Raw genomic sequence first — 21,532 nt, 5'->3', positions numbered from 1 at the left:
GGTCAGGCGTCCAACGCCTTTTGCAGCAGTTCAGCCACCAGCTCGTTGGTTGAAATGCCACGCTCCTGCGCCAGTGCGCGCACGCGGTCGCATTGCGCCTGTGTCAGTTTCAACGGAAACGGCACCAGACCAGCGGCCTGATCTTGTTTGCGTTGCTCACGGCGATCGACGCCGGACCCACTGCCTAGGCGGCCAGAAACGCCGGACTGCTTCAATTGGCCGGCGAGTTTATAGGCCTTGTTTCTTTCAAGTTCAAACTTGTTCATGGGGGTCCGTAAAGGGTGGCGAGAATTGCCGGGTGTTAATGCAGGTCGCTGGGTAGTAGCGGTTCAATAGCGGCCCACAGTTCGTCGGGCGCCTGGGCTGTCGCATCGGCAGCCCAGGTGGTGACATCTTCATCTTGCCCCAGATAGCCATACGCGGCTGCAACGGCAGGCATCCCCGCCGCGTGCGCGGCTTGAATATCGCGCAGGTCATCGCCGACATACACACAGCGGTTCGTGGGAAAGCCTGCCTGTTGTGCGGCGTGCTGCAAGGGTAGGGGGTGCGGTTTCGCATGCGCGGTGGTGTCGCCACATACGACGGTGGCGCTGTGTTCGTCCAACCCGAGGAATTCCACAATCGGCAGCGTCAGGTGCGTCACCTTATTGGTGACGATGCCCCACGCCAGCCCGCGCTCGCGTATGCCGGCCAGCAATTCCGCGATACCCGGGAATAGCCGACTATGCTGCGTCGACCCGGCGGCGTAATCGGCCAGGAATTGCAGACGGGCGGCTTCATAATCCGGATGGTCCGGCAAAAATCCCAGCGCGACGCGTAACAGCCCACGCGCGCCTTGCGACGCTACGGGACGCAGTTCTTCGTACGGCAGCGGCTCCATGCCACGGCGCGTGCGCTGGCGGTTTGCCGCGGCGACGAGGTCCGGGGCGGTGTCGGCTAGCGTGCCGTCGAAATCAAAAAGTATTAGGGCGCTCATTCGGGTTTGCGGGTCGCCATCAGGTAGTTGACCGACGTATCGGCGGACAGGCTGTACACCTTGGTCAATGGGTTGTATTCCATTCCGCGCATGCTGACGCCTTGCAAACCGGCTTGGCGTACCGACGCAGCGAGCTCGCTCGGTTTGATGAATTGATCGTGGCTATGTGTGCCACGCGGCAGCAGGCCGAGAATGTATTCCGCGCCCAGGATCGCGAAGAGAAACGACTTTACGTTGCGATTCAGCGTCGAAAAGAAGACCCATCCGCCCGGTTTAACCAGCTGCGCGCAGGCGCGCACCACGGAGCCGGGGTCGGGGACGTGCTCAAGCATTTCCATGCAGGTCACTACATCGTAGTGACCCGGCTGCTCGACGGCGAGGTCTTCGACCGCGACGGCACGGTATTCGACCTTCACACCGGATTCCAGGCCATGCAGGCGCGCGATTTTCAGCGAACGCTCGGCCAGGTCGATGCCGGTGACCTTGGCGCCAGCCACGGCCATACTTTCAGACAAAATGCCGCCGCCGCAGCCTACGTCCAGCACGGTGCGGCCAGCCAGCGCGCCGGCGACTTCCTGGATCCAGTTCAAACGCAGCGGGTTGATCGCGTGCAGCGGCTTGAACTCGCTCTCAGGGTCCCACCAGCGAGCGGCCAGGGCGGCGAATTTATCCAATTCGGCCTGGTTGGCGTTAACGGCGGGGCGAGTGGTAGCGGGTGCGGAGTCGGTCATGGGCATCAACCATTAGGGCGCGCGTTCACGCCTGGGTGGTCCAGCCGCCAACATACCGCGGCCGGAATGAAAAAAAGGGCCTCGCAAGCGAGGCCCTTCATTGTAGCGGCTAGCGCGTCAACTATTAGTTGCTGCGGCTACCGACAATCTCGATTTCCACGCGACGGTTCTGGGCACGGCCTTCACGCGTCTTGTTCGAGGCGATGGGCTGTGCTTCGCCCTTGCCTTCGGTGTAGATGCGGTTCGGGTCGATGCCACGGCTCACGAGGTAGGCCTTAACCGAAGCGGCGCGGCGCTCGGACAGACCCATGTTGTAGGCTTCCGTACCGATCGAGTCGGTGTGGCCCACAGCGATGATGGTTTCGAGGTTGATGGCTTGAGCTTGCTGGGCAACTTGATCCAGCAACTGACGGCCTTCCGGCTTCAGGGTGGACTTGTCGAAGTCGAAGAACGTGTCAGCGTTGAACACGACCTTGCTTGCCATCGGAGCCGGCTTGGCAACCGGAGCTTGGGCAACAGGTACGCCATCGCAGCCCGGGATGCCGGTGGCCGGCGTCCAGAAGGCATCGCGCCAGCACAGTTCGTTCGTACCGTTCATCCACACGTCGCCAAACGGATTACGCCAGTTGTCCACCGTTTGCGCGGATGCAGCACCGGCAGCCGTAACGGCGGCGAAGGCGAGCGCCAGAGCGAATTTGGAGGGTTTGTTCATGTTTCTCCTCGTTGAGCTTGAAGCTGGATAAGTGACTCGCAGCGAATCCCCGCCGCATATCAGGAAACGGGGTCAGTATAGCAATGCTCGGAAAGGGTTCAAAGAATCGCTACTGAGTCTCCTGCGTGCTGGAAACAATCTTAAGGCATTTGATCCGCTTTGGCTCCCCTGACGAGGGGCATATGGCCCGGATATAGGCTTTTAATTGGTCTTGCGCGTCTACGATGTTGGTTTCGCGCAACAGGGCGCGCTAATAACCAGATGTAACGGGGGCTGCCGGGATATCCCCTCGTCTAAAACCGCCTTGGAGCCCCGGATGATAGAATTTCCCGTTTACCCAACCGGGTTCTCTTACTCGAACAGTCGCTATATATATGGATTCCTTCGCCAAGGAGACGCTTCCGGTATCGCTGGAAGAAGAGATGCGCCGCAGTTACCTTGATTACGCCATGAGCGTGATCGTGGGGCGTGCGCTGCCAGATGTGCGCGACGGCCTCAAGCCAGTGCACCGACGCGTGCTCTACGCGATGCATGAACTCAACAACGATTGGAACCGCGCATATAAGAAGTCCGCGCGTATCGTTGGTGACGTGATCGGTAAATACCACCCACACGGAGACCAATCGGTCTACGACACCATCGTGCGGATGGCGCAGGATTTCTCCATGCGCTACATGCTCGTGGACGGGCAAGGTAACTTCGGTTCCATCGACGGCGATAGCGCCGCGGCGATGCGTTATACCGAAGTGCGCCTGGCCAAGATCGCGCACGAGTTGCTCGCCGATATCGACCAAGAAACCGTCGATTTCGGACCTAACTATGATGGTAGCGAGCAAGAACCGCTCCTGCTGCCGTCGCGCCTGCCTAACTTGCTCGTTAACGGCAGCTCGGGCATCGCCGTGGGCATGGCCACGAATATCCCGCCTCACAACCTGCAAGAGGTCGTGGACGGGTGTCTGTATTGTCTGCGCAATCCCGAATGCACCGTCGATGAACTGATCGAGGTCATCCCGGCGCCCGATTTCCCGACGGGCGGCATCATCTATGGCATGTCCGGCGTGCGTGAGGGCTACCGCACCGGTCGCGGCCGTGTCGTGATGCGCGCCAAGGTCCATTTCGAAGACATGGAAAAGGGCAACCGTCAGGCCATCGTGGTCGACGCCATTCCCTACCAGGTCAATAAAAAGACGCTGCAAGAGCGTATCGCCGAGCTGGTCAACGAAAAGAAGATCGAAGGCATCGCCGATATCCGCGACGAGTCCGACAAAGACGGTATGCGTCTGGTCATCGAGCTCAAGCGCGGTGAAGTGCCCGAGGTCATTCTTAATAACCTCTATAAGAATACGCAGCTGCAAGACACCTTTGGGATGAACCTGGTGGCGCTGGTCGACGGCCAGCCGCGCCTGCTCAACCTGAAGCAGTTGATCAGCTACTTCCTGCAGCATCGCCGCGAAGTGGTGACGCGCCGCACTGTATTCCAGTTGCGCAAGGCCCGCGAACGCGGCCATGTGCTCGAGGGTCTGGCTGTCGCGTTGGCGAACATCGATGACTTCATCGCGATCATCAAGGCAGCCCCGACGCCGCCGGTAGCGCGTCAGGAGTTGATGTCGCGCTCGTGGGATTCGTCGCTGGTGCGCGAAATGCTCTCGCGTGCGGACATGGATGCGGCGGGTGGACGCGCGGCGTTCCGTCCGGACGATCTGCCCGACAGTTTCGGCCTGCTTGCCGATGGCAAGTATCGCTTGAGCGAGACGCAAGCGCAGGAAATCCTGAACATGCGTCTGCAACGCCTGACGGGTCTGGAGCAGGACAAGATCGTTGGCGAATACAAAGACGTCATGGCTACCATCGCCGATCTGTTGGACATTCTGGCCAAGCCCGAGCGCATCACGACGATCATCAGCGACGAACTGCAAGCCATCAAGGCCGAGTTTTCCACCTCGGCCAAGGACACGCGCCGTTCGGAAATCGAACTGAATGCGACCGAGCTCGATACCGAGGATCTGATCACCCCGACCGACATGGTCGTGACCTTGTCGCACACGGGCTATATCAAGAGCCAACCCTTGTCCGAATACCGTTCGCAGAAGCGCGGTGGCCGTGGCAAACAAGCCACCGCGATGAAAGAGAACGATTGGATCGATCAGCTCTTTATCGCCAACACGCACGACTATCTGTTGTGCTTCTCCGACCGTGGTCGTGTGTACTGGCTCAAGGTCTGGGAAGTCCCGCAAGGCACGCGCAATTCGCGCGGCAAGCCGATCGTCAATATGTTCCCGCTGGTCGATGGCGAGAAGATCACGGTCGTGCTGCCGGTCAAGGAGTTCAGCGAAGATCGATTCGTCTTCATGGCGACCTCGCGCGGTACGGTCAAGAAGACTCCGCTGTCCGATTTCTCGAACCCGCGTAAGGCCGGCATCATTGCAGTCGGCCTGGACGAGGGCGATTATCTGATCGGTGCGGATCTGACCGACGGCAAACATGACGTGATGTTGTTCTCCGATGCCGGCAAGGCCGTGCGCTTTGACGAGAACGATGTGCGTCCGATGGGCCGCAACGCGCGTGGCGTGCGTGGCATGACCCTGGAAGACGGTCAGCAAGTCATCGCATTGCTGGTGGCGGGCGACGAGTCGCAGAGCGTGTTGACCGCGACCGAGAATGGCTACGGCAAGCGCACGCCGATTACCGAGTACACGCGCCATGGTCGGGGCACCAAGGGCATGATCGCGATTCAGACCTCCTCGCGTAACGGCAAGGTGGTGGGCGCGGTGCTGGTGATGCCTTCGGACGAAATCATGCTAATCACCACGGGCGGTGTGCTGGTGCGCACGCGTGTGGGCGAGATCCGCGAGATGGGCCGCGCCACGCAAGGCGTCACGCTCATCAGCGTGGACGATGGCAGCACCTTGTCTGGCGTGCGTCGCGTGGTCGAAAGCGATGCCGACGACGAAGTCGAAGATGCGGATGCGCAAGCCGATGCGTCTGCCGAGGCTGGCGCGTCGGATGATTCGAGTGAACCTACGGAGCAATAATGGCTCGTCCCTGGAACTTTTCGGCCGGCCCATCGGCCTTGCCTGAGGCGGTGCTGCAGCAAGCTGCAGCCGAGATGCTGGACTGGAACGGCAGCGGCATGTCCGTGATGGAGATGAGCCATCGCGGCAAGCACTTCGTGCAGATCTGCGATACGGCCGAATCCGATCTGCGCGAACTGCTGGGCGTACCCCCGGACTACGCCGTGATGTTCATGCAGGGCGGCGGCCTCGGTGAAAACGCCATTGTGCCCATGAACTTGATTGGTCGCCGGGGCTATGCCGCCGCCGATTTCGTGGTGACTGGGCACTGGTCCACGCGTTCCCATAAAGAGGCCGGTCGTTATGGTGACGCGCAAATCGCCGCCACCAGTGGCGTGGCGACGGTCATCGACGGTCGCGAGCAGGCGCCGTTCTCCTGGGTGCCTCCCGTGGATTCGTGGAACGTGCGGCCCGAGGCGGCTTATCTGCACCTGTGCAGCAACGAAACCATTCACGGCGTGGAGTTCATGGATTGGCCGGACATGGCCGCGCTGGGCGCGCCCGATGTGCCGCTGGTCGTCGATGCTTCCTCGCATTTCTTGTCGCGTCCGATGGATGTGACGCGTGCCGGTTTGATGTTCGCGGGCGCGCAGAAAAATGCCGGCCCGGCTGGCGTGACCATGGTTGTCGCGCGCCGCGATCTGCTGGGCAAGGCCTTGCCCATTTGCCCGTCGGCCTTCGATTACGCCAACGTGGCGGCCGAACACTCGCGCTATAACACCCCGCCCGCGTACGCGATTTATATCGCCGGTCTGGTGTTCAAGTGGATCAAGGCCCAAGGCGGCGTGGCGGCAATGGAAGCCGCCAATCGCGCCAAGGCCGATCTGCTTTACGGTTATCTGGACAGCACGGCGTTCTATCGCAATCCGGTGCAGGCGTCTGTGCGTTCCCGCATGAATGTGCCCTTCGTATTGCGCGATGAATCCTTGAACGATGCCTTCCTGCAGGGCGCGGAGGCTGCGGGTTTGATGCAGCTCAAGGGTCATAAGAGCGTCGGTGGCATGCGCGCTTCGATTTACAACGCTATGCCCCTCGAAGGGGTGCAAGCCCTGGTTGACTATCTGCGAGAGTTCGAACGCCGTTATGGATAATTCCCTGCAAGCGAAGCTGCGCCCGTTGCGCGAGCTGATCGATACGATAGATGCTCAGATTCTGGAGCTCTTGTGTCAGCGCGCCCGGGCAGCGCAGGATGTTGGTGAAGTCAAGCATGCGGCCAACGCCGACGGCCCGGTGTTGCGGCCGGAACGCGAGGCCGACATCATTCGCCGCCTGCAGCAGCTCAATCGCGGGCCGTTCCCGCGCGACGCCATTGCGTCGGTGTGGACGGAGATCATCTCCGCTTGCCGTGGACTAGAGCGTGGCATGACCGTGGCGTTTCTCGGCCCGCGCGGTTCTTTTTCCGAGCAAGCCGCGTATGAGCATTTCGGCCGCTCCGTGCAGCCGCTGCCGTGCCCGTCGTTTGACGAGGTATTTCGCGCGGTCGAGGCTGGTCAGGCGGATGTCGGCATGGTCCCCGTGGAAAATTCCACCGAAGGCGCGGTCAACCGCACGCTGGATCTGTTGCTCAATACGCCTACCAAGATCCTGGGCGAACGTTCCCTGGATATCCGTCATTGCCTCATGACCCAGTCAGGCACGATGGAAGGCATCACAGCCGTGGCGGCGCACCCGCAGGCGTTGGCGCAATGCCAGGGCTGGTTGAATCGCAACTATCCCGGCCTGGAGCGCATTGCCGAATCCAGCAATTCTGAAGCGGCACGCGTGGCCAGCGAGAATCCCACCATCGCCGCGATCGCAGGCGAAACGGCGGCTCCCGCATGGAACCTGCAGATCGTCTCGGCCGGTATCCAGGACGATCCGAACAACCGCACGCGTTTCCTGGCGATCGGGGATTTCCAGCCGCTGCCCAGCGGCAAGGACAAGACCAGCCTCATCATGGCGGTGCCCAATCGCGCGGGTGCGGTCTACGACATGCTCGCGCCCATGGCGGCCAACGGTGTGTCGATGACCCGCTTCGAGTCGCGTCCCGCCCGTACTGGCCAGTGGGAATATTATTTCTACATCGATGTACAGGGGCATCGCGACGACCCGCAAGTGGCGCGCGCGTTGGCCGACCTGCAGTCGCAAGCGGCGTTTCTCAAGATACTGGGTTCGTATCCGGCACAGTAATACGCGGCGCGGTGCAGGTCACCGCGCCGATTGCCATCCCGGTGTCATTCCCGTCGTCGATCCTTATTGCTTCACCCCGTCTTTTGGACCCGCAGCGCCTGAGCTGCCATTCGCCGTCACTATTTCGTCTCGCGCACTTCCATGAACTCCGCACAAAAGTCGTTGACCGCTCCCGCCCACGTTAGCGCCATTGCTCCCTATCAGGCAGGTAAGCCCATTGAGGAACTGGCTCGCGAATTTGGGCTGAATCCGGCCGACATCGTCAAGCTCGCGTCCAACGAGAATCCCTTGGGCATGCCGGCCTCCGCGCAAGCTGCCTTGGCCGCCGCCAGTGCATCGCTGGCACGCTATCCGGATCCTAACGGCTTCGATCTGAAGGCAGCGCTGGCCAAGCGTTACGATGTGCCCGCAACCTGGATCACGCTGGGCAACGGTTCGAACGACATTCTGGAAATCGCGGCGCTGGCGTTATTGGAGCCAGGTACTTCGGCCGTTTATGCGCAGCACGCGTTCACGGTTTATCGTCTGGCCACGCAAGCGCGCGGCGCGCGTCATATTCAAGTTCCGGCGCGCGACTATGGTCATGACCTGAACGCCATGTTCGAGGCGATAGCCGACGACACGCGTTTGCTGTTCATCGCGAACCCGAACAATCCGACTGGCACCTTCGTCCCCGGCACCGAGATCGATGCCTTCCTCGCGCGTGTTCACGCCGCGCATGGCGACCGGGTCACGGTAGTGTTGGACGAGGCCTATAACGAGTACCTCGATCCCGAGCTGCGCTTCGATAGCGTAGCGTTGGTGCGCAAGTATCCCAATCTGATTGTGTCGCGCACGTTCTCCAAGGCCTATGGTCTGGCGGGTCTGCGCGTGGGCTTTGCGATTGCGCAGCCCGTGTTGACCGATCTGCTCAACCGCGTGCGTCAGCCGTTTAATGTGAACACCTTGGCCCAGGCCGCGGCCATCGCCGCTCTGGCCGATACCGAGTATCTGGAACGCGCTTACGCGGTGAACAAGGCGGGCAAGCAGCAGCTTTCGCAAGCCTTCGAAAAACTCTCGCTGCGCTACGTGCCCAGCTACGGCAATTTCGTGCTGGTGCATGTGGGTGACGCTGCGCGCATCAACCTGGAATTGCTCAAGCGCGGCGTGATCGTGCGTCCCGTGGCGGGTGACGGATTGCCCGAGTGGCTGCGTGTGTCGGTCGGTTTGCCCGAAGAAAATGAACGCTTCATCGCGGCACTGACTGAGATTTTGTCGGCATGATGACGCAAGGGGGCCGTGGCCCCATGATTTCCGTGCTGGCCGTGGTCGGCGTGGGCCTGATCGGCGGTTCGGTTGCCCGTGCATTGCGCGAGGCAGGGCAGGTCGGGCGCGTGCTCGGTGTGGGCCGCAATGCGCAGACGCTGGCCGAAGCCCAATCGCTAGGTTTGATCGACAAGGCGGCCACGCCCGAACAGGCCGCCGCCCAGGCCGATGTGATTTTGCTGGCAACGCCTGTCTCGAGTATCGCGCCCATGCTGGCGAAGATGCGACCGCATTTGCGTGCCGACACCGTGGTCACTGATGCGGGCAGTACTAAATGCGAGGTGGTTCAAGCCGCCCGCGAGGCGCTGGGCGAGCGCGTGGCGCAGTTCGTGCCCGGGCATCCCATCGCCGGCGCGGAGCGCAGCGGCCCTTCCGCAGCGGATGCCGCGTTGTATCACGATCGCACGGTGATTCTCACGCCCATGCCTGAAAACGCGCCGGCAGACGTTGAGCGTGTGCGTGCGCTCTGGCAGGGTTGCGGGGCTCGCGTGATTGATATGGACGCGGATGCGCACGATCGCGTGCTGGGTTCGGTCAGTCATATGCCGCACTTGCTCTCGGCGGCCTATATGGCTCAGGTCGCGCAAGCCAAAGACGCCGAGCTGCGTCTGGCGATCGCGGGCTCGGGTTTTCGCGATTTCACGCGGATCGCTGCGGGTTCGCCCGAAATGTGGCGCGATATCTTTTTGTCGAATCGCGACGCGCTGCAATCGGAGCTCGCGGCCGTGCGCGACGTCCTGGATCAGTTTGAAAGCGCCATGATGCAAGGCGATGGTCAGGCGCTGGAGGCGCTATTGGCGCAAGCGGCCGACGCACGCCGCAATTGGCGCAAGGAGTGAGTTTCATGAGCGCACAGGCATACCTGGATTTACCTCGCGCGCATCGCGCCAGTGGGGAAGTGGCGTTGCCCGGTTCCAAGAGTATTTCGAATCGTGTGTTGCTACTGGCCGCGCTGGCGGCTGGGCAGACAGAGATCTCGGGATTGCTCGATTCCGATGACACCCGCGTCATGCTCGACGCATTGCGACAGCTGGGCGTGAACATCACCGAACACGGCCAAGGCCGCGTCACGGTGGTCGGAGCGGGGCGCTTTCCGGTGAAAGACTCGCAGCTCTTTTTGGGCAACGCCGGTACCGCGTTCCGTCCGTTGACCGCAGCGCTTGCCTTGATGGGTGGCCACTACCGTCTGAGCGGTGTGCCGCGTATGCACGAGCGTCCCATCGGGGATCTGGTCGATGCGTTGCGTCAGTGGGGCGCCGATGTGGAGTATCTCGGGCAAGAGGGCTACCCCCCGTTGCAAATTGGCGTCGGTACGCTACGCGCTGATACGGCCGCCCGCGTGCAGGGATCGGTGTCCAGCCAATTTCTGACTGCCTTGCTGCTTGCCGCGCCGATTTTGACCCAGTCGAGCGATCGGCCCGTCGTCATCGAGGTTGTCGGCGAACTCATCTCCAAACCCTATATTGAAATCACCCTGAACCTGATGGCGCGTTACGGCGTGCAGGTGCGACGCGATGGCTGGCAGCGATTTACGGTGGAGGCTGGCGCCTCGTATCGCAGCCCCGGCGCGATCGCCGTCGAGGGGGATGCTTCGTCGGCGTCCTATTTTCTGGCGTTGGGCGCGATTGGTGGCGGCCCGGTGCGGGTCACGGGCGTGGGCGAGCAAAGCATTCAGGGCGACGTCGCCTTTGCGCAAACGTTGCAGGCAATGGGTGCGCAGATTACGTATGGCCCCGATTGGATCGAATCACGCGGTGTCTGTGTCGATCGCGGCGAACGGCTCAAAGCTTTCGATACCGATTTCAATCTGATTCCGGATGCTGCCATGACGGCGGCCGCGCTGGCGCTATTTGCCGATGGCAAGTGCCGCTTGCGTAACATCGGTAGCTGGCGAGTCAAGGAAACCGACCGGATTCACGCCATGCACACCGAGCTGGAAAAACTGGGTGCGACGGTGGCGTCCGGCCCCGATTGGCTCGAAATCACGCCGCCGGCTGACAACGCCTGGCGCGACGCCCATATCGGCACATGGGATGATCACCGCATGGCGATGTGTTTTTCGCTGGCTGCGTTTGGGCCGGCTGCCGTGCGGATTATGGAACCGGGCTGCGTTCGCAAGACGTTCCCCGAATATTTTGATGTGTACGCCGGGCTAGTCACTGGCGCCAATGCGAACTGATATGACTGATCTATCTGTCACCCCGGGCGAGGGACTGGCTCCCGTGATTGCCATCGACGGTCCGACGGCCTCGGGCAAAGGCACCATTGCGCACCGGGTCGCGCAAGCGCTGGGATGGACCACACTCGATAGCGGTGCCTTGTACCGCTTGACCGCACTGATGGTGCTGAATCGGGGCGTGTCGGCCGATGACGAGGCCGCGGTGGCCGATCTGGCGCGCCACCTCGATGTCCGCTTCGATGGCGAACGAATTCTATTAGAGGGTGAGGACGTCAGCGGTACGATTCGTCAGGAGCAGGTGGGCAACATGGCTTCCCGCATCGCCGCGTACCCCGCCGTGCGCCAAGCTTTGCTCGACCGTCAGCGCGCCTTCCGGACCTGGCCGGGCCTGGTGGCCGATGGCCGGGACATGGGCACGGTGGTGTTTCCGGACGCCGGCCTGAAGGTCTTTTTGATCGCCGACGTAGAAGCGCGCGCGCAGAGACGTTGTAAGCAGTTGATCGACAAGGGAATTCCTGCTAATCTTGACGACCTTCTGCGTGACATGCGCGAGCGCGATGCGCGCGATATGCAACGCAGCGTAGCGCCTCTAGCGCCTGCGGCTGATGCGAAAGTGCTGGATTCGTCGGCTCTGACGATCGAGCAGACTGTAGCGGCCGTGCTGGATCTCTGGAAGGCGCTTTGACAGTTTGTCGCCCTGTTGGCGACGGGCGGCGGCAGACATCCGGTCTATAGCCGTTGGCAGCCAGCAGGTTTATTCACTCCACTGTCGCGGACAAACCGCTTCGGTGTGTTTTTAATGGCCATTTTGGCCCCATGGATTTCAACTCAATGTCTTCCGTTTCCACTCCCGCCACCGGCGGCGAAAGCTTCGCCGACCTCTTCGCAGAAAGCCTCAAGAGCCAGGACATGAAGTCCGGCGAAGTCATCAGCGCTGAAGTCGTGCGCGTTGATCACAACTTCGTCGTCGTCAATGCCGGCCTGAAGTCCGAAGCGCTGATCCCCCTGGAAGAATTCCTGAACGACCAGGGCGAGCTGGAAGTGCAACCCGGCGACTTCGTCTCGGTGGCAATCGATTCCCTGGAAAACGGCTACGGCGACACCATCCTGTCGCGTGACCGCGCCAAGCGCCTGTCGGCCTGGCTGCAGCTGGAAACGGCCCTCGAAAACGGCGAGCTGGTTACCGGCACCATTACCGGCAAGGTCAAGGGCGGCCTGACCGTCATGACCAACGGCATCCGCGCGTTCTTGCCCGGTTCGCTGGTCGATCTGCGTCCCGTCAAGGACACGACCCCGTACGAAGGCAAGACCCTCGAATTCAAGGTCATCAAGCTCGATCGCAAGCGCAACAACGTCGTGTTGTCGCGCCGCCAAGTGCTGGAAGCCAGCATGGGTGAAGAGCGTCAAAAACTGCTCGAAACGCTGCACGAAGGTGCCGTGGTCAAGGGCGTGGTCAAGAACATCACCGACTACGGTGCGTTCGTTGACCTGGGTGGCATCGATGGCCTGCTCCACATCACCGACATGGCATGGCGCCGCGTGCGTCACCCGTCCGAAGTCCTGCAAGTGGGTCAGGAAGTCGAAGCCAAGGTCCTCAAGTTCGACCAAGAAAAGAGCCGCGTGTCGCTGGGCGTCAAGCAGCTGGGCGAAGATCCGTGGGTGGGTCTGGCTCGCCGCTACCCGCAAGGCACCCGTCTGTTCGGCAAGGTGACGAACCTGACCGACTACGGCGCGTTCGTCGAAGTCGAAGCCGGCATCGAAGGCCTGGTGCACGTCTCCGAAATGGACTGGACCAACAAGAACGTCGATCCGCGCAAGGTCGTGACCCTGGGCGAAGAAGTCGAAGTCATGGTCCTGGAAATCGACGAAGACCGTCGTCGTATCTCCCTGGGCATGAAGCAGTGCCGTCAAAACCCGTGGGAAGAGTTCGCCACCAACTTCAAGCGTGGTGACAAGGTCCGCGGCGCCATCAAGTCGATCACCGATTTTGGCGTGTTCGTCGGTCTGCCTGGCGGTATCGATGGCCTGGTTCACTTGTCCGACCTGTCGTGGGCCGAGACCGGCGAAGAAGCCGTTCGCAACTTCAAGAAGGGCGACGAAATCGAAGCCGTGGTTCTGGGCATCGACACCGACAAGGAACGCATCTCGCTGGGTATCAAGCAGCTCGAAGGCGATCCGTTCAACAACTTCGTTGCTACCTACGACAAGGGTGCGGTGGTTCCGGGCGTGATCAAGTCGGTCGAAGCCAAGGGCGCCGTGGTGACCCTGTCGGTGGACGTCGAAGGTTACCTGCGTGCTTCCGAAATCTCGTCGGGCCGTGTCGAAGACGCGACCACCGTGCTGAAGGAAGGCCAGAACGTCGAAGCCATGATCGTCAACGTCGACCGCAAGACGCGTTCGATCCAACTGTCGATCAAGGCTCGCGACAACGCCGAAACCGCCGACACGCTGCAACGCATGTCCGAAGCCAGCGCTTCGTCGGGCACGACCAACCTGGGCGCGCTGCTCAAGGCCAAGCTGGACCAACAGCGTAACGACGGCTGATAGTGACCAAGTCGGAGCTGATCGCCGCTTTGGCGGCCCGCTACCCCCAGCTGGCCGCCCGCGACACCGATTACGCGGTCAAGACCATACTGGATGCCATGGCCCAGGCTTTAGCCTCGGGTCAGCGCATCGAGATTCGTGGATTTGGCAGCTTTTCGCTGTCGCGGCGCTCACCCCGCATCGGACGCAACCCCAAGTCGGGCGAGCAAGTGTTGGTGCCTGGTAAACAGGTGCCGCATTTCAAGGCCGGCAAGGAGCTGCGCGAGCGGGTGGATCTGGCGGCTGATACCCAAGGCGCGGTGTCGTCTGATGATATTTCAGATGACTCGATGCCTACCCTGATGGGCATGCACGCCATGTGATCAGGGCTGTATCGGCTGTCCCGATAGAGGTATCTCACCCCCTGGGTGTCTCACGACATCCAGGGGGTTTTGTTTTATGGGGCGCAGAGCAGGGTACTCGCGCGCGGAGTTGGGCCGCTTCCGCTTACAATCGAGTGTCTCGAATTCTCTGGAGCATGCGCCATGCGCTACCTAATCTGGGCACTGCGATTGCTCGTCTTTGTTGTGGTACTGATGTTCGCCCTGAAGAACACCGGCCCGGTCGAGGTCAACTTCTATGGTGATCATGTGCTGCAGGACGTGCCGCTGATCGTAGTGATGCTGGTGACTTTTGTCGTTGGCACGATATTTGGGCTGTTGCTGACCGTGCCGGCCGCACTACGCCGGCGTCGCGAAGCCATGCGCCTGCGTCGTGAGGTCGAACGCCTGCAGGCTGCCGCCGCGGGTACGACCCCTGAGATTGCGCCGGAAGCGATCGCGCCGATGTCGCCGCTTTGAGTCGCGCCATTTTTACCGCTACGAACTTGAGCATATTGCGTGGACTTTGAACCTTGGTGGTTGATATTTGTACCGGTGCTGTTTGCACTGGGGTGGTTGGCAGCGCGCTTTGATTTCCGGCAGATGCTGCGCGAAACGCGCACGCTGCCCGATTCGTATTTCAAGGGCCTGAACTTTCTGCTTAACGAGGAGCCGGACCGCGCCATCGACGCGTTCGTCGAAGTGGCCAAGTTGGATCCGGAAACCACGGAGTTGCACTTCGCGTTGGGCAGCCTGTTTCGCCGGCGCGGCGAAATGGAGCGCGCCATTCGCGTGCATCAAAGCCTGTTGAGCCGTTCCGATCTGCCCGAGGCCGAACGCGAGCACGCGCAGCATGAGCTGGCACACGACTTTCTGAAGGCAGGAATGCTCGATCGCGCCGAAAGCGCTTTCGAACAGCTTAAAGACACTCGTTATGCACTGCCCGCGCTGCGTTCGTTGATCCGTATCTACGAGTCCGAACACGATTGGCCGCGCGCGATCGAGGCAGTCAAAACCCTGCAGGGCCTTGTCGATGAGCCGGTGCCGCAAATCGTGCATTACTACTGCGAGCAGGCGCAGACGGCGTTGACGGCCAATCCATTCGATGCCGAGGCGGCGCATGCCGCGCTCGATGCGGCAGACCACGCGGCAAAGCTCCTAAAGCAACCCGATACCTCGGGCAAGCCCGCCCGCGTCCGCAGCGCCATGCTGCGCGCACGGCTCGCTCAGCTGGAGGGCGATGCCAAACGCGAACGTCTGTATCTGGAATCCATCCTGGCTGACGCGCCCGAGTTCGCCGGTCAGGTGGCCGAGCAGCTGCTGGCGAATTATCGTCAAGCAGGGCAGGCTGCCGAAGGGCTTGAATTGCTGCGCGGTCAGTACGACCGTTATCCCTCGCTGGATTTGTTCAACGTCGTATTTCGCGAGCTGCGCGTGCAGCAGGGCGCGACCCCGGCGTGGGCGTTCGCGCGGGCAGCGCTACGGCATCATCCGTCTCTTCTGGGTCTGGACCGTCTGTTGGAGGCGGAACTCAGCAGCGCCGACGCGCAGCAGCCGGGCGACGAGCAAGGTCCCGTTCCCGGTGCCGATCTCAGTCTGTTGCGCAGCCTGATTCACAAACATACCCAGCGTCTCGATCGCTATGCGTGCCGCAACTGCGGCTTCCAGGCGCGGCGCTATTATTGGCAATGTCCGGGGTGCAACGGCTGGGAAACCTATGCACCGCGGCGTTTGGAAGAGCTTGAATGAACGCACTCCCTCTGGATGCGATGGCCCGATCTCGCGTGCTCGTCGTCGGTGACGTGATGCTGGATCGCTATTGGTTCGGCGAAGTCGAACGTATTTCTCCCGAGGCGCCTGTGCCCGTGGTGCGCGTGGCGCGCCGCGAGGACCGTTTGGGCGGCGCCGCCAACGTGGCGCGCAATGTCGTGGCGTTAGGCGGCCATGCCACCCTGATCGGCCTGGTAGGGACCGACGAGGCTGGGGGAAGCATCAGCCGTCTGGCCACCGAGGCAGGCATACAAGCCGATCTGGTGGCCGATGCCGAGAATCCCACCACGTTGAAGCTGCGTGTCCTGGGCCGCCAGCAACAATTGTTGCGCGTGGATTTCGAGCAAGCGCCGGAACCGGCAACGCTGGACGATTTGGACACGCGGGTCGCCCAGCAATTGGCGCAACACGATGTGTTGGTACTTTCCGACTATGCCAAAGGCGCGCTATCGCGCGTCCAGTCCATGATTGCAATGGCACGGAAAGCAGGTGTGCCTGTGCTGGTGGATCCCAAGGGCGACGATTACACGCGCTATCGTGGCGCGACCTTGGTAACCCCGAACCGGGCCGAGATGCAAGAGGCCGTGGGCCGTTGGACCACGGAGTCGCAGCTCACTGAACGCGCGCAGAAGCTGCGCGAGGAACTGGACCTCGAAGCGCTGCTGGTTACACGCTCCGAGCAAGGCATGACATTATTTACGGCGGCCGGTCGCTCACATGTCGATGCGCAGGCGCACGAAGTTTTCGATGTGTCGGGCGCGGGCGATACCGTGTTGGCAACGCTTGCGACCATGCGTGCCATCGGACAGCCGTGGAACGATGCGATGCGCTGGGCGAACCGCGCCGGTGGCATCGTCGTGGGCAAACTGGGCACATCGATTGTGACCGCCGCAGAATTAGCAGGAGTATCCCAATGATCGTCGTGACAGGCGCCGCCGGCTTTATCGGCAATAATCTCGTGCGTGGCCTGAACCGCCGCGGCATTACCGACATCATCGCCGTCGATGATCTGACCGAGGGCGACAAGTTCCGCAATCTGGTCGATTTGCAGATCGCCGACTATCTCGATAAGGACGAATTCCGTCGCCGGGTGCTGGCGCGCGAGCTGCCGCCTTTGCGTGCGGTACTGCATCAGGGCGCGTGTTCGGACACCACCGAGCGCAATGGCCGTTACATGATGGATAACAACTATCGTGTGACGCTCGAGCTCTTCGAATATTGCCAGGCGTACCGTGTGCCGTTTCTGTATGCCTCGTCGGCCGCGGTGTACGGCGGCTCGTCCGTGTATGTCGAGGACCCTGCGAATGAGCGGCCGCTGAACGTCTATGGTTACTCCAAACTGCTGTTCGATCAGGTGCTGCGCCAGCGCATGTCGAGGCTGACAGCCCAAGTGGTGGGCCTGCGGTATTTCAACGTCTATGGGCCGCATGAACAGCACAAGGGCCGCATGGCCTCCGTGGCTTTTCACAACATGAATCAGTTCCTCGCCGAGGGGCATGTGCGTTTATTCGCCGGCTGGGATGGTTATCCCGATGGCGGTCAAAGCCGCGACTTTATCTCGGTGGACGATGTGGTCGCGGTGAATCTGCATTTTCTGGATCATCCCGAGACTTCCGGGATTTTCAACTGCGGTACCGGCCGGGCGCAACCGTTTAACGATGTGGCGATGGCTGTGGTTAACGCGCTGCGTGCAGAGCAGGGCGAGCCGGCCTTGTCGCTCGAGGAATTGGTCAAGCAAGGCTTGCTGCGCTATATCCCGTTCCCGGATGATCTGAAAGGCCGTTATCAGAGCTACACCCGTGCCGATGACTCGCAGCTGCGCGCGGCCGGCTTTACCGCGCCCATGCGTGACGTGCAGACGGGCGTGACGGAGTACGTGAAATACTGGCGTGCCCGCCAGGGCTGAAGCGATCTCTAGGGTGTTTCCCTGAGTGATCATTTCGTTCACTCGGGCACCCTGACGCTGATGCGTGCTGGCATCATGGCTCTCCACGGGCGGATCAATCGATCCGCCTTCATTTTTACGGAGAGGCTACGCCATGATGTCGAAACCCCCAGCGCCGCACTCATCTCATGATCACCTCGTGTCAAACAGACGCTTTGGCGTGCGTTGGCCGTTGGTGGGCCGCGGACGCCCGGTGCGCCCGTCCAGGTCGGTTTCGCTTTTGCGAATCGTCAGCATTATGACCCGTGTGCTGAGCCTGTGCTGGTTGTGCGCAGCGGCCACGCTGGCCCACGCGCTTGACGCGAACACGGCCACGGCGGCGCAGTTAGAGACCCTTAACGGCGTGGGCCCACGAACCGCGCAAATGATCGTCCAAGAGCGCGAACGAGCCGGCCCCTATGAATCGCTGGAAGATCTGTCGGACCGCGTTCGCGGGATAGGCCGCAAGCGTCTGGCGCGCTTGCGTGACGCCGGGCTGACCGCAGGCGGTGGCATGGGCGCAGCCAGGGTGATCACCCCTAGTTCGATCGCGTCCCCGCATTTTGCGCCCGCGCTGCCGCCAGTGACGCCTGTGCCAGCGGGCACGCCATTGCCCGCACCAGTGACGACTGGGCGATAGGGATATAGCGCTCTTTGCCTGTGGCTGGCGACTGTTCCGATTGCCGCCCGCTAAGCCCCAGGGTCCACAGGCAGGAATCCCTGCCATCAACCCGACTTTTATCCCTGTCGTCAGGAAAGCGCAGGTATGATGGATTTATGGCTACTTCCTCCTATCCCACCATCGAACAAACCGTCGGCAATACGCCGCTGGTCCGTCTGCAACGCATTCCTGGCGCGGTGGCGCACTCACGGGGCAATGTCATCCTCGCCAAGCTGGAGGGCAATAACCCCGCCGGCTCGGTTAAAGACCGCCCCGCGCTATCGATGATCCTGCACGCCGAAGAGCGCGGCGAAATCGCGCCGGGCGACACCTTGATCGAAGCCACCAGCGGCAACACCGGCATCGCGCTGGCGATGACCGCCGCGATGCGGGGCTATCGCATGATTCTGATCATGCCGGATAACCTATCCGTCGAGCGCCGGGCCGCGATGGCGGCTTACGGCGCCGAACTGATCCTGACGCCGGCCAGCAAAGGTGGCATGGAATACGCGCGTGATCTCGCCATGTCGATGCAGGCGGAGGGCAAGGGCAAGGTTCTCGATCAATTCGCGAATCCCGATAACCCACGCGCCCACATCGAGGGCACTGGCCCCGAAATCTGGACGCAAACCGCTGGCCGCGTGACGCATTTTGTCAGTGCGATGGGCACAACGGGCACCATCATGGGGGTGTCCACGTATTTGAAGTCCTGCAACCCCGCAGTACAGGTCATCGGCGCGCAGCCCGCCGAGGGTTCGCAGATACCTGGGATCCGCAAATGGCCGGAAGCCTATTTACCCGCCATTTTTGACCGCAATTTGGTGGACGCCTACGAGTCCATCGAGCAAAGCGAGGCCGAATCCATGGCCCGGCGACTGGCAGCGGAAGAAGGCATCTTCGGCGGCATTTCCTCGGCCGGTGCGCTGGTGGCGGCGCTACGGGTATCCGAGCGCGTCGAGAACGCCACCATCGTTTTTATCGTCTGCGATCGCGGCGACCGGTACCTATCGACCGGCGTGTTTAACGAGGCATCCTAGCTTCGAGCTCGCTGGCCAGATCGCTGACGGCGGTGGCGTAGAAGTAGCTGCGGTTGTATTGTGTCAGCGCGTAGAAATTAGGGGTCGCCGTGCGATATTGCACGGTCCCGCGCGCTTCTTCGACCAGATCCACTACCCCGAGCGGGCGTTCCTGCCAGCCGGCGGGCCCGGTACCGGGCGACAACCTTGCCCCCGCCGCCTGTAGGCTTTGCCAGGTCTGCGTGGGCGTGAGCCCACCCGTGGCCAGTGCCGATGGGTCTGCGGGCAACTGCACGGGGACGAACACCGGCAGTCCGCGCTGCCAGCCATGTTCCACCAAGAAATTTCCCACTGACATGACGGCATCATCGACACTCTGGGTCAGCGCGATCCGCCCGTCCTGGTCTCCATCTACCGCGTAACGCATGATGCTGCCCGGCATGAATTGCGGCATGCCGATGGCGCCGGCAAAGGATCCCTTCGCCTCCATACTGAGGTTACCGTTTAACGCCAATACGAGAAAGTCGGCCAGCTGGCCACGGAACATTTCCGCACGCTCGGGCCGTTTTGGATCCGGATAATCGAAGGCCAGTGTCGTCAACGCGTCGAGAACGCGGAAGTTGCCCATGTTGCGGCCATACAAGGTTTCCACCCCAATGATCGACACAATAATCGACGCGGGCACGCCATACCGCTGAGCGGCTTGGTTCAATAGCGTCTGGTTTTTCTGCCAGAACTCAAGGCCCCATTTGATGCGCTTGGACTCGACAAAACGCGCCCGATAGGTGTTCCAACTGCGCCAGATCTTTTTGCCCGGCGGCGCGGGTGCGATCAGGCGGGCGACCGTCGGGTTGTATTGCGCACTCGATAGCGCCTGCACAAGCGGCGCGAGAGGCAGGTTGCGCTCGCGGGCCAACTCCTCGGCAAAGGCCGAGATCTCCGGACGCAGCGCCGACGGCGAGGTCGGCGCTGCGGGCTCCTGCGTCACAGGCAGCGACGGCCCGATGCGGGTGGGTGCGGCCGTTGTGGCGTTTAAACCCGCCGAAAGCGGCGTGGCCTTGGGAGATTTGGATGGCGCGGTGTTAGCGCAGCCGGCCAACCCCAAAAACACCACACCTATTTGCACGAATCGCCGACAGATGAACATAATCTTCCTTATGGAGACCATGTATCTTACTCATCCGTCGTGCAAACTGCATGAAATGGGCAGTTGGCATCCTGAGTGCCCGCAGAGGCTCGATGCCATCACCGACCAGCTGCTGGCCAATGGGCTGATGCCGTTTCTGACGGAACAGGACGCGCCGCCCGCCACGCGCGAGGCCATTCTGCGCGTCCATGGCGCGAAATATCTGGACAGCTTGTACGCACAGTCGCCGCAAGAGGGATATGCCCAGATCGATCCCGATACGCTGATGAACCCGCACACCATGGAGGCGGCCTTGCACGCGGCCGGGTCGGGGATCGCGGCGGTGGACGCCATCATGCAGGGGCAGGCGGCGAACGCTTTCTGTGCGGTCCGCCCGCCTGGTCATCATGCTCGGCCCAACCAAGCGATGGGTTTTTGTTTTTTGAACAATATCGCTATCGCCGCCCGGCACGCTCTTGAGGTGCACGGGCTCAGCCGCGTGGCGATCATTGATTTCGATGTGCACCATGGCAATGGCACGGAGGACGCTTTCGCCGGCGACGAGCGTGTGCTGATGTGCAGTTTTTTCCAGCATCCGTTCTATCCCAATAGCGGCACGACAGACCCCGCCGTCAATATGGTCAACGTTCCCGTTCCCGCCTATACCGGTGGTGATGTCGTGCGGGCACTGGTCAACGATGTCTGGCTGCCGCGCCTGCACGCGCACGCGCCCGAATTCATCTTTATCTCGGCGGGATTTGACGCCCACCGCGAAGACGATATGGCACAGATGGGCCTGGTCGAAGCCGACTATCGCTGGATGACGGAGCAAGTGATGGAAATCGCCGACCGGTACGCCCAGGGCCGCATCGTCAGCATGTTGGAAGGCGGTTACGATTTATCCGCCCTGGGGCGCAGCGTCGTCGCCCATCTAAGAGCGCTCACAAAGTTGTAGAATCGACAAATTGTGCAATGCGGGACCGGCGACT

21 protein-coding genes are annotated in these 21,532 nt (G+C 61.6%); 16 read left to right on the top strand and 5 right to left on the bottom strand.

From position 1 onward, the window contains the following. Positions 1–2: 2 nt before the first annotated feature. The 4 genes from GOQ28_RS08675 to ompA form a co-directional block, all read right to left on the bottom strand. Positions 3–266 (bottom strand): hypothetical protein, encoded by a 264-nt coding sequence (locus GOQ28_RS08675; RefSeq protein ID WP_160356162.1) that lies wholly within the window; start codon positions 264–266, stop codon positions 3–5. A gap of 35 nt (positions 267–301) precedes the next feature. Then, positions 302–976 (bottom strand): HAD-IA family hydrolase, encoded by a 675-nt coding sequence (locus GOQ28_RS08670; RefSeq protein ID WP_160356161.1) that lies wholly within the window; start codon positions 974–976, stop codon positions 302–304. After that, positions 973–1,707: a bifunctional 2-polyprenyl-6-hydroxyphenol methylase/3-demethylubiquinol 3-O-methyltransferase UbiG gene (gene ubiG, locus GOQ28_RS08665; RefSeq protein WP_160356160.1), complete on the bottom strand. Its 735-nt coding sequence runs from the start codon at positions 1,705–1,707 to the stop codon at positions 973–975. The genes GOQ28_RS08670 and ubiG overlap by 4 nt, the downstream gene beginning before the upstream one ends. Before the next feature lie 124 nt (positions 1,708–1,831). Beyond that, entirely contained in the window at positions 1,832–2,419 is a 588-nt protein-coding gene (ompA, locus tag GOQ28_RS08660; protein ID WP_160356159.1) for an outer membrane protein OmpA, read from the bottom strand. Positions 2,420–2,793: 374 nt separating this feature from the next. Here ompA and gyrA point away from each other — a divergent pair, with 374 nt between their 5' ends. The 15 genes from gyrA to cysM all read left to right on the top strand — a co-directional run bounded on the left by gyrA (position 2,794) and on the right by cysM (position 19,438). Further along, the gene (gene gyrA / locus GOQ28_RS08655) at positions 2,794–5,451 is read left to right on the top strand and encodes a DNA gyrase subunit A (RefSeq protein WP_160356158.1); all 2,658 of its coding nucleotides are present in this window, start codon (positions 2,794–2,796) and stop codon (positions 5,449–5,451) included. After that, on the top strand, positions 5,448–6,581 hold the full coding sequence (gene serC / locus GOQ28_RS08650; protein WP_336603760.1) for a 3-phosphoserine/phosphohydroxythreonine transaminase: 1,134 nt from the start codon (positions 5,448–5,450) through the stop codon (positions 6,579–6,581). The genes gyrA and serC overlap by 4 nt, the downstream gene beginning before the upstream one ends. Beyond that, entirely contained in the window at positions 6,574–7,659 is a 1,086-nt protein-coding gene (pheA, locus tag GOQ28_RS08645) for a prephenate dehydratase (RefSeq protein ID WP_160350780.1), read from the top strand. The genes serC and pheA overlap by 8 nt, the downstream gene beginning before the upstream one ends. A gap of 141 nt (positions 7,660–7,800) precedes the next feature. Next, positions 7,801–8,922 (top strand): histidinol-phosphate transaminase, encoded by a 1,122-nt coding sequence (hisC, locus tag GOQ28_RS08640; protein WP_160356156.1) that lies wholly within the window; start codon positions 7,801–7,803, stop codon positions 8,920–8,922. Next, the gene (locus GOQ28_RS08635) at positions 8,919–9,803 is read left to right on the top strand and encodes a prephenate dehydrogenase (protein WP_160356155.1); all 885 of its coding nucleotides are present in this window, start codon (positions 8,919–8,921) and stop codon (positions 9,801–9,803) included. Before hisC ends, GOQ28_RS08635 begins: the two co-directional genes overlap by 4 nt. Positions 9,804–9,808: 5 nt before the next feature. Next, positions 9,809–11,143, top strand: coding sequence for a 3-phosphoshikimate 1-carboxyvinyltransferase (aroA, locus tag GOQ28_RS08630; protein ID WP_160356154.1), 1,335 nt, complete (start codon positions 9,809–9,811; stop codon positions 11,141–11,143). Between the two features lies 1 nt (position 11,144). After that, positions 11,145–11,828 carry a (d)CMP kinase gene (gene cmk / locus GOQ28_RS08625; RefSeq protein WP_160350776.1) on the top strand — a complete coding sequence of 228 codons (684 nt, stop codon included), beginning with the start codon at positions 11,145–11,147 and terminating at the stop codon, positions 11,826–11,828. Positions 11,829–11,974: 146 nt separating this feature from the next. Further along, positions 11,975–13,687: a 30S ribosomal protein S1 gene (gene rpsA / locus GOQ28_RS08620; RefSeq protein ID WP_160350775.1), complete on the top strand. Its 1,713-nt coding sequence runs from the start codon at positions 11,975–11,977 to the stop codon at positions 13,685–13,687. Positions 13,688–13,689: 2 nt separating this feature from the next. Beyond that, on the top strand, positions 13,690–14,049 hold the full coding sequence (locus GOQ28_RS08615) for an integration host factor subunit beta (RefSeq protein WP_160356153.1): 360 nt from the start codon (positions 13,690–13,692) through the stop codon (positions 14,047–14,049). Positions 14,050–14,211: 162 nt separating this feature from the next. Continuing rightward, positions 14,212–14,526 (top strand): lipopolysaccharide assembly protein LapA domain-containing protein, encoded by a 315-nt coding sequence (locus GOQ28_RS08610; protein WP_160350773.1) that lies wholly within the window; start codon positions 14,212–14,214, stop codon positions 14,524–14,526. A 39-nt stretch (positions 14,527–14,565) separates the two neighbouring features. Then, the gene (gene lapB, locus GOQ28_RS08605) at positions 14,566–15,795 is read left to right on the top strand and encodes a lipopolysaccharide assembly protein LapB (RefSeq protein ID WP_160356152.1); all 1,230 of its coding nucleotides are present in this window, start codon (positions 14,566–14,568) and stop codon (positions 15,793–15,795) included. Further along, positions 15,792–16,733, top strand: coding sequence for a D-glycero-beta-D-manno-heptose-7-phosphate kinase (gene rfaE1, locus GOQ28_RS08600; RefSeq protein ID WP_160356151.1), 942 nt, complete (start codon positions 15,792–15,794; stop codon positions 16,731–16,733). The genes lapB and rfaE1 overlap by 4 nt, the downstream gene beginning before the upstream one ends. After that, positions 16,730–17,722: an ADP-glyceromanno-heptose 6-epimerase gene (gene rfaD, locus GOQ28_RS08595; RefSeq protein ID WP_160356150.1), complete on the top strand. Its 993-nt coding sequence runs from the start codon at positions 16,730–16,732 to the stop codon at positions 17,720–17,722. The genes rfaE1 and rfaD overlap by 4 nt, the downstream gene beginning before the upstream one ends. 277 nt (positions 17,723–17,999) lie before the next feature. Continuing rightward, a complete protein-coding gene (locus GOQ28_RS08590; RefSeq protein ID WP_160350769.1) occupies positions 18,000–18,380 on the top strand; it encodes a ComEA family DNA-binding protein in 381 nt (126 codons plus the stop codon). Positions 18,381–18,517: 137 nt separating this feature from the next. Then, a complete protein-coding gene (cysM, locus tag GOQ28_RS08585; RefSeq protein WP_160356149.1) occupies positions 18,518–19,438 on the top strand; it encodes a cysteine synthase CysM in 921 nt (306 codons plus the stop codon). Here cysM and mltB read toward each other — a convergent pair. Further along, entirely contained in the window at positions 19,422–20,564 is a 1,143-nt protein-coding gene (gene mltB, locus GOQ28_RS08580; protein ID WP_160356189.1) for a lytic murein transglycosylase B, read from the bottom strand. The genes cysM and mltB overlap by 17 nt on opposite strands. A 10-nt stretch (positions 20,565–20,574) precedes the next feature. Between mltB and GOQ28_RS08575 the strand changes: the two genes are divergently transcribed. Further along, complete coding sequence (locus GOQ28_RS08575; RefSeq protein WP_202109672.1) at positions 20,575–21,498, top strand: histone deacetylase family protein; 924 nt, start codon at positions 20,575–20,577, stop codon at positions 21,496–21,498. The last annotated feature ends 34 nt before the right edge of the window (positions 21,499–21,532 follow it).

The organism is Bordetella sp. 02P26C-1, from assembly GCF_009763255.1.
Taxonomy (GTDB): Bacteria; Pseudomonadota; Gammaproteobacteria; order Burkholderiales; family Burkholderiaceae_B; genus Bordetella_A.
The sequence above is the reverse complement of the archived record's forward strand: the minus strand, read 5'-3'. Positions and strand labels throughout refer to the sequence as shown.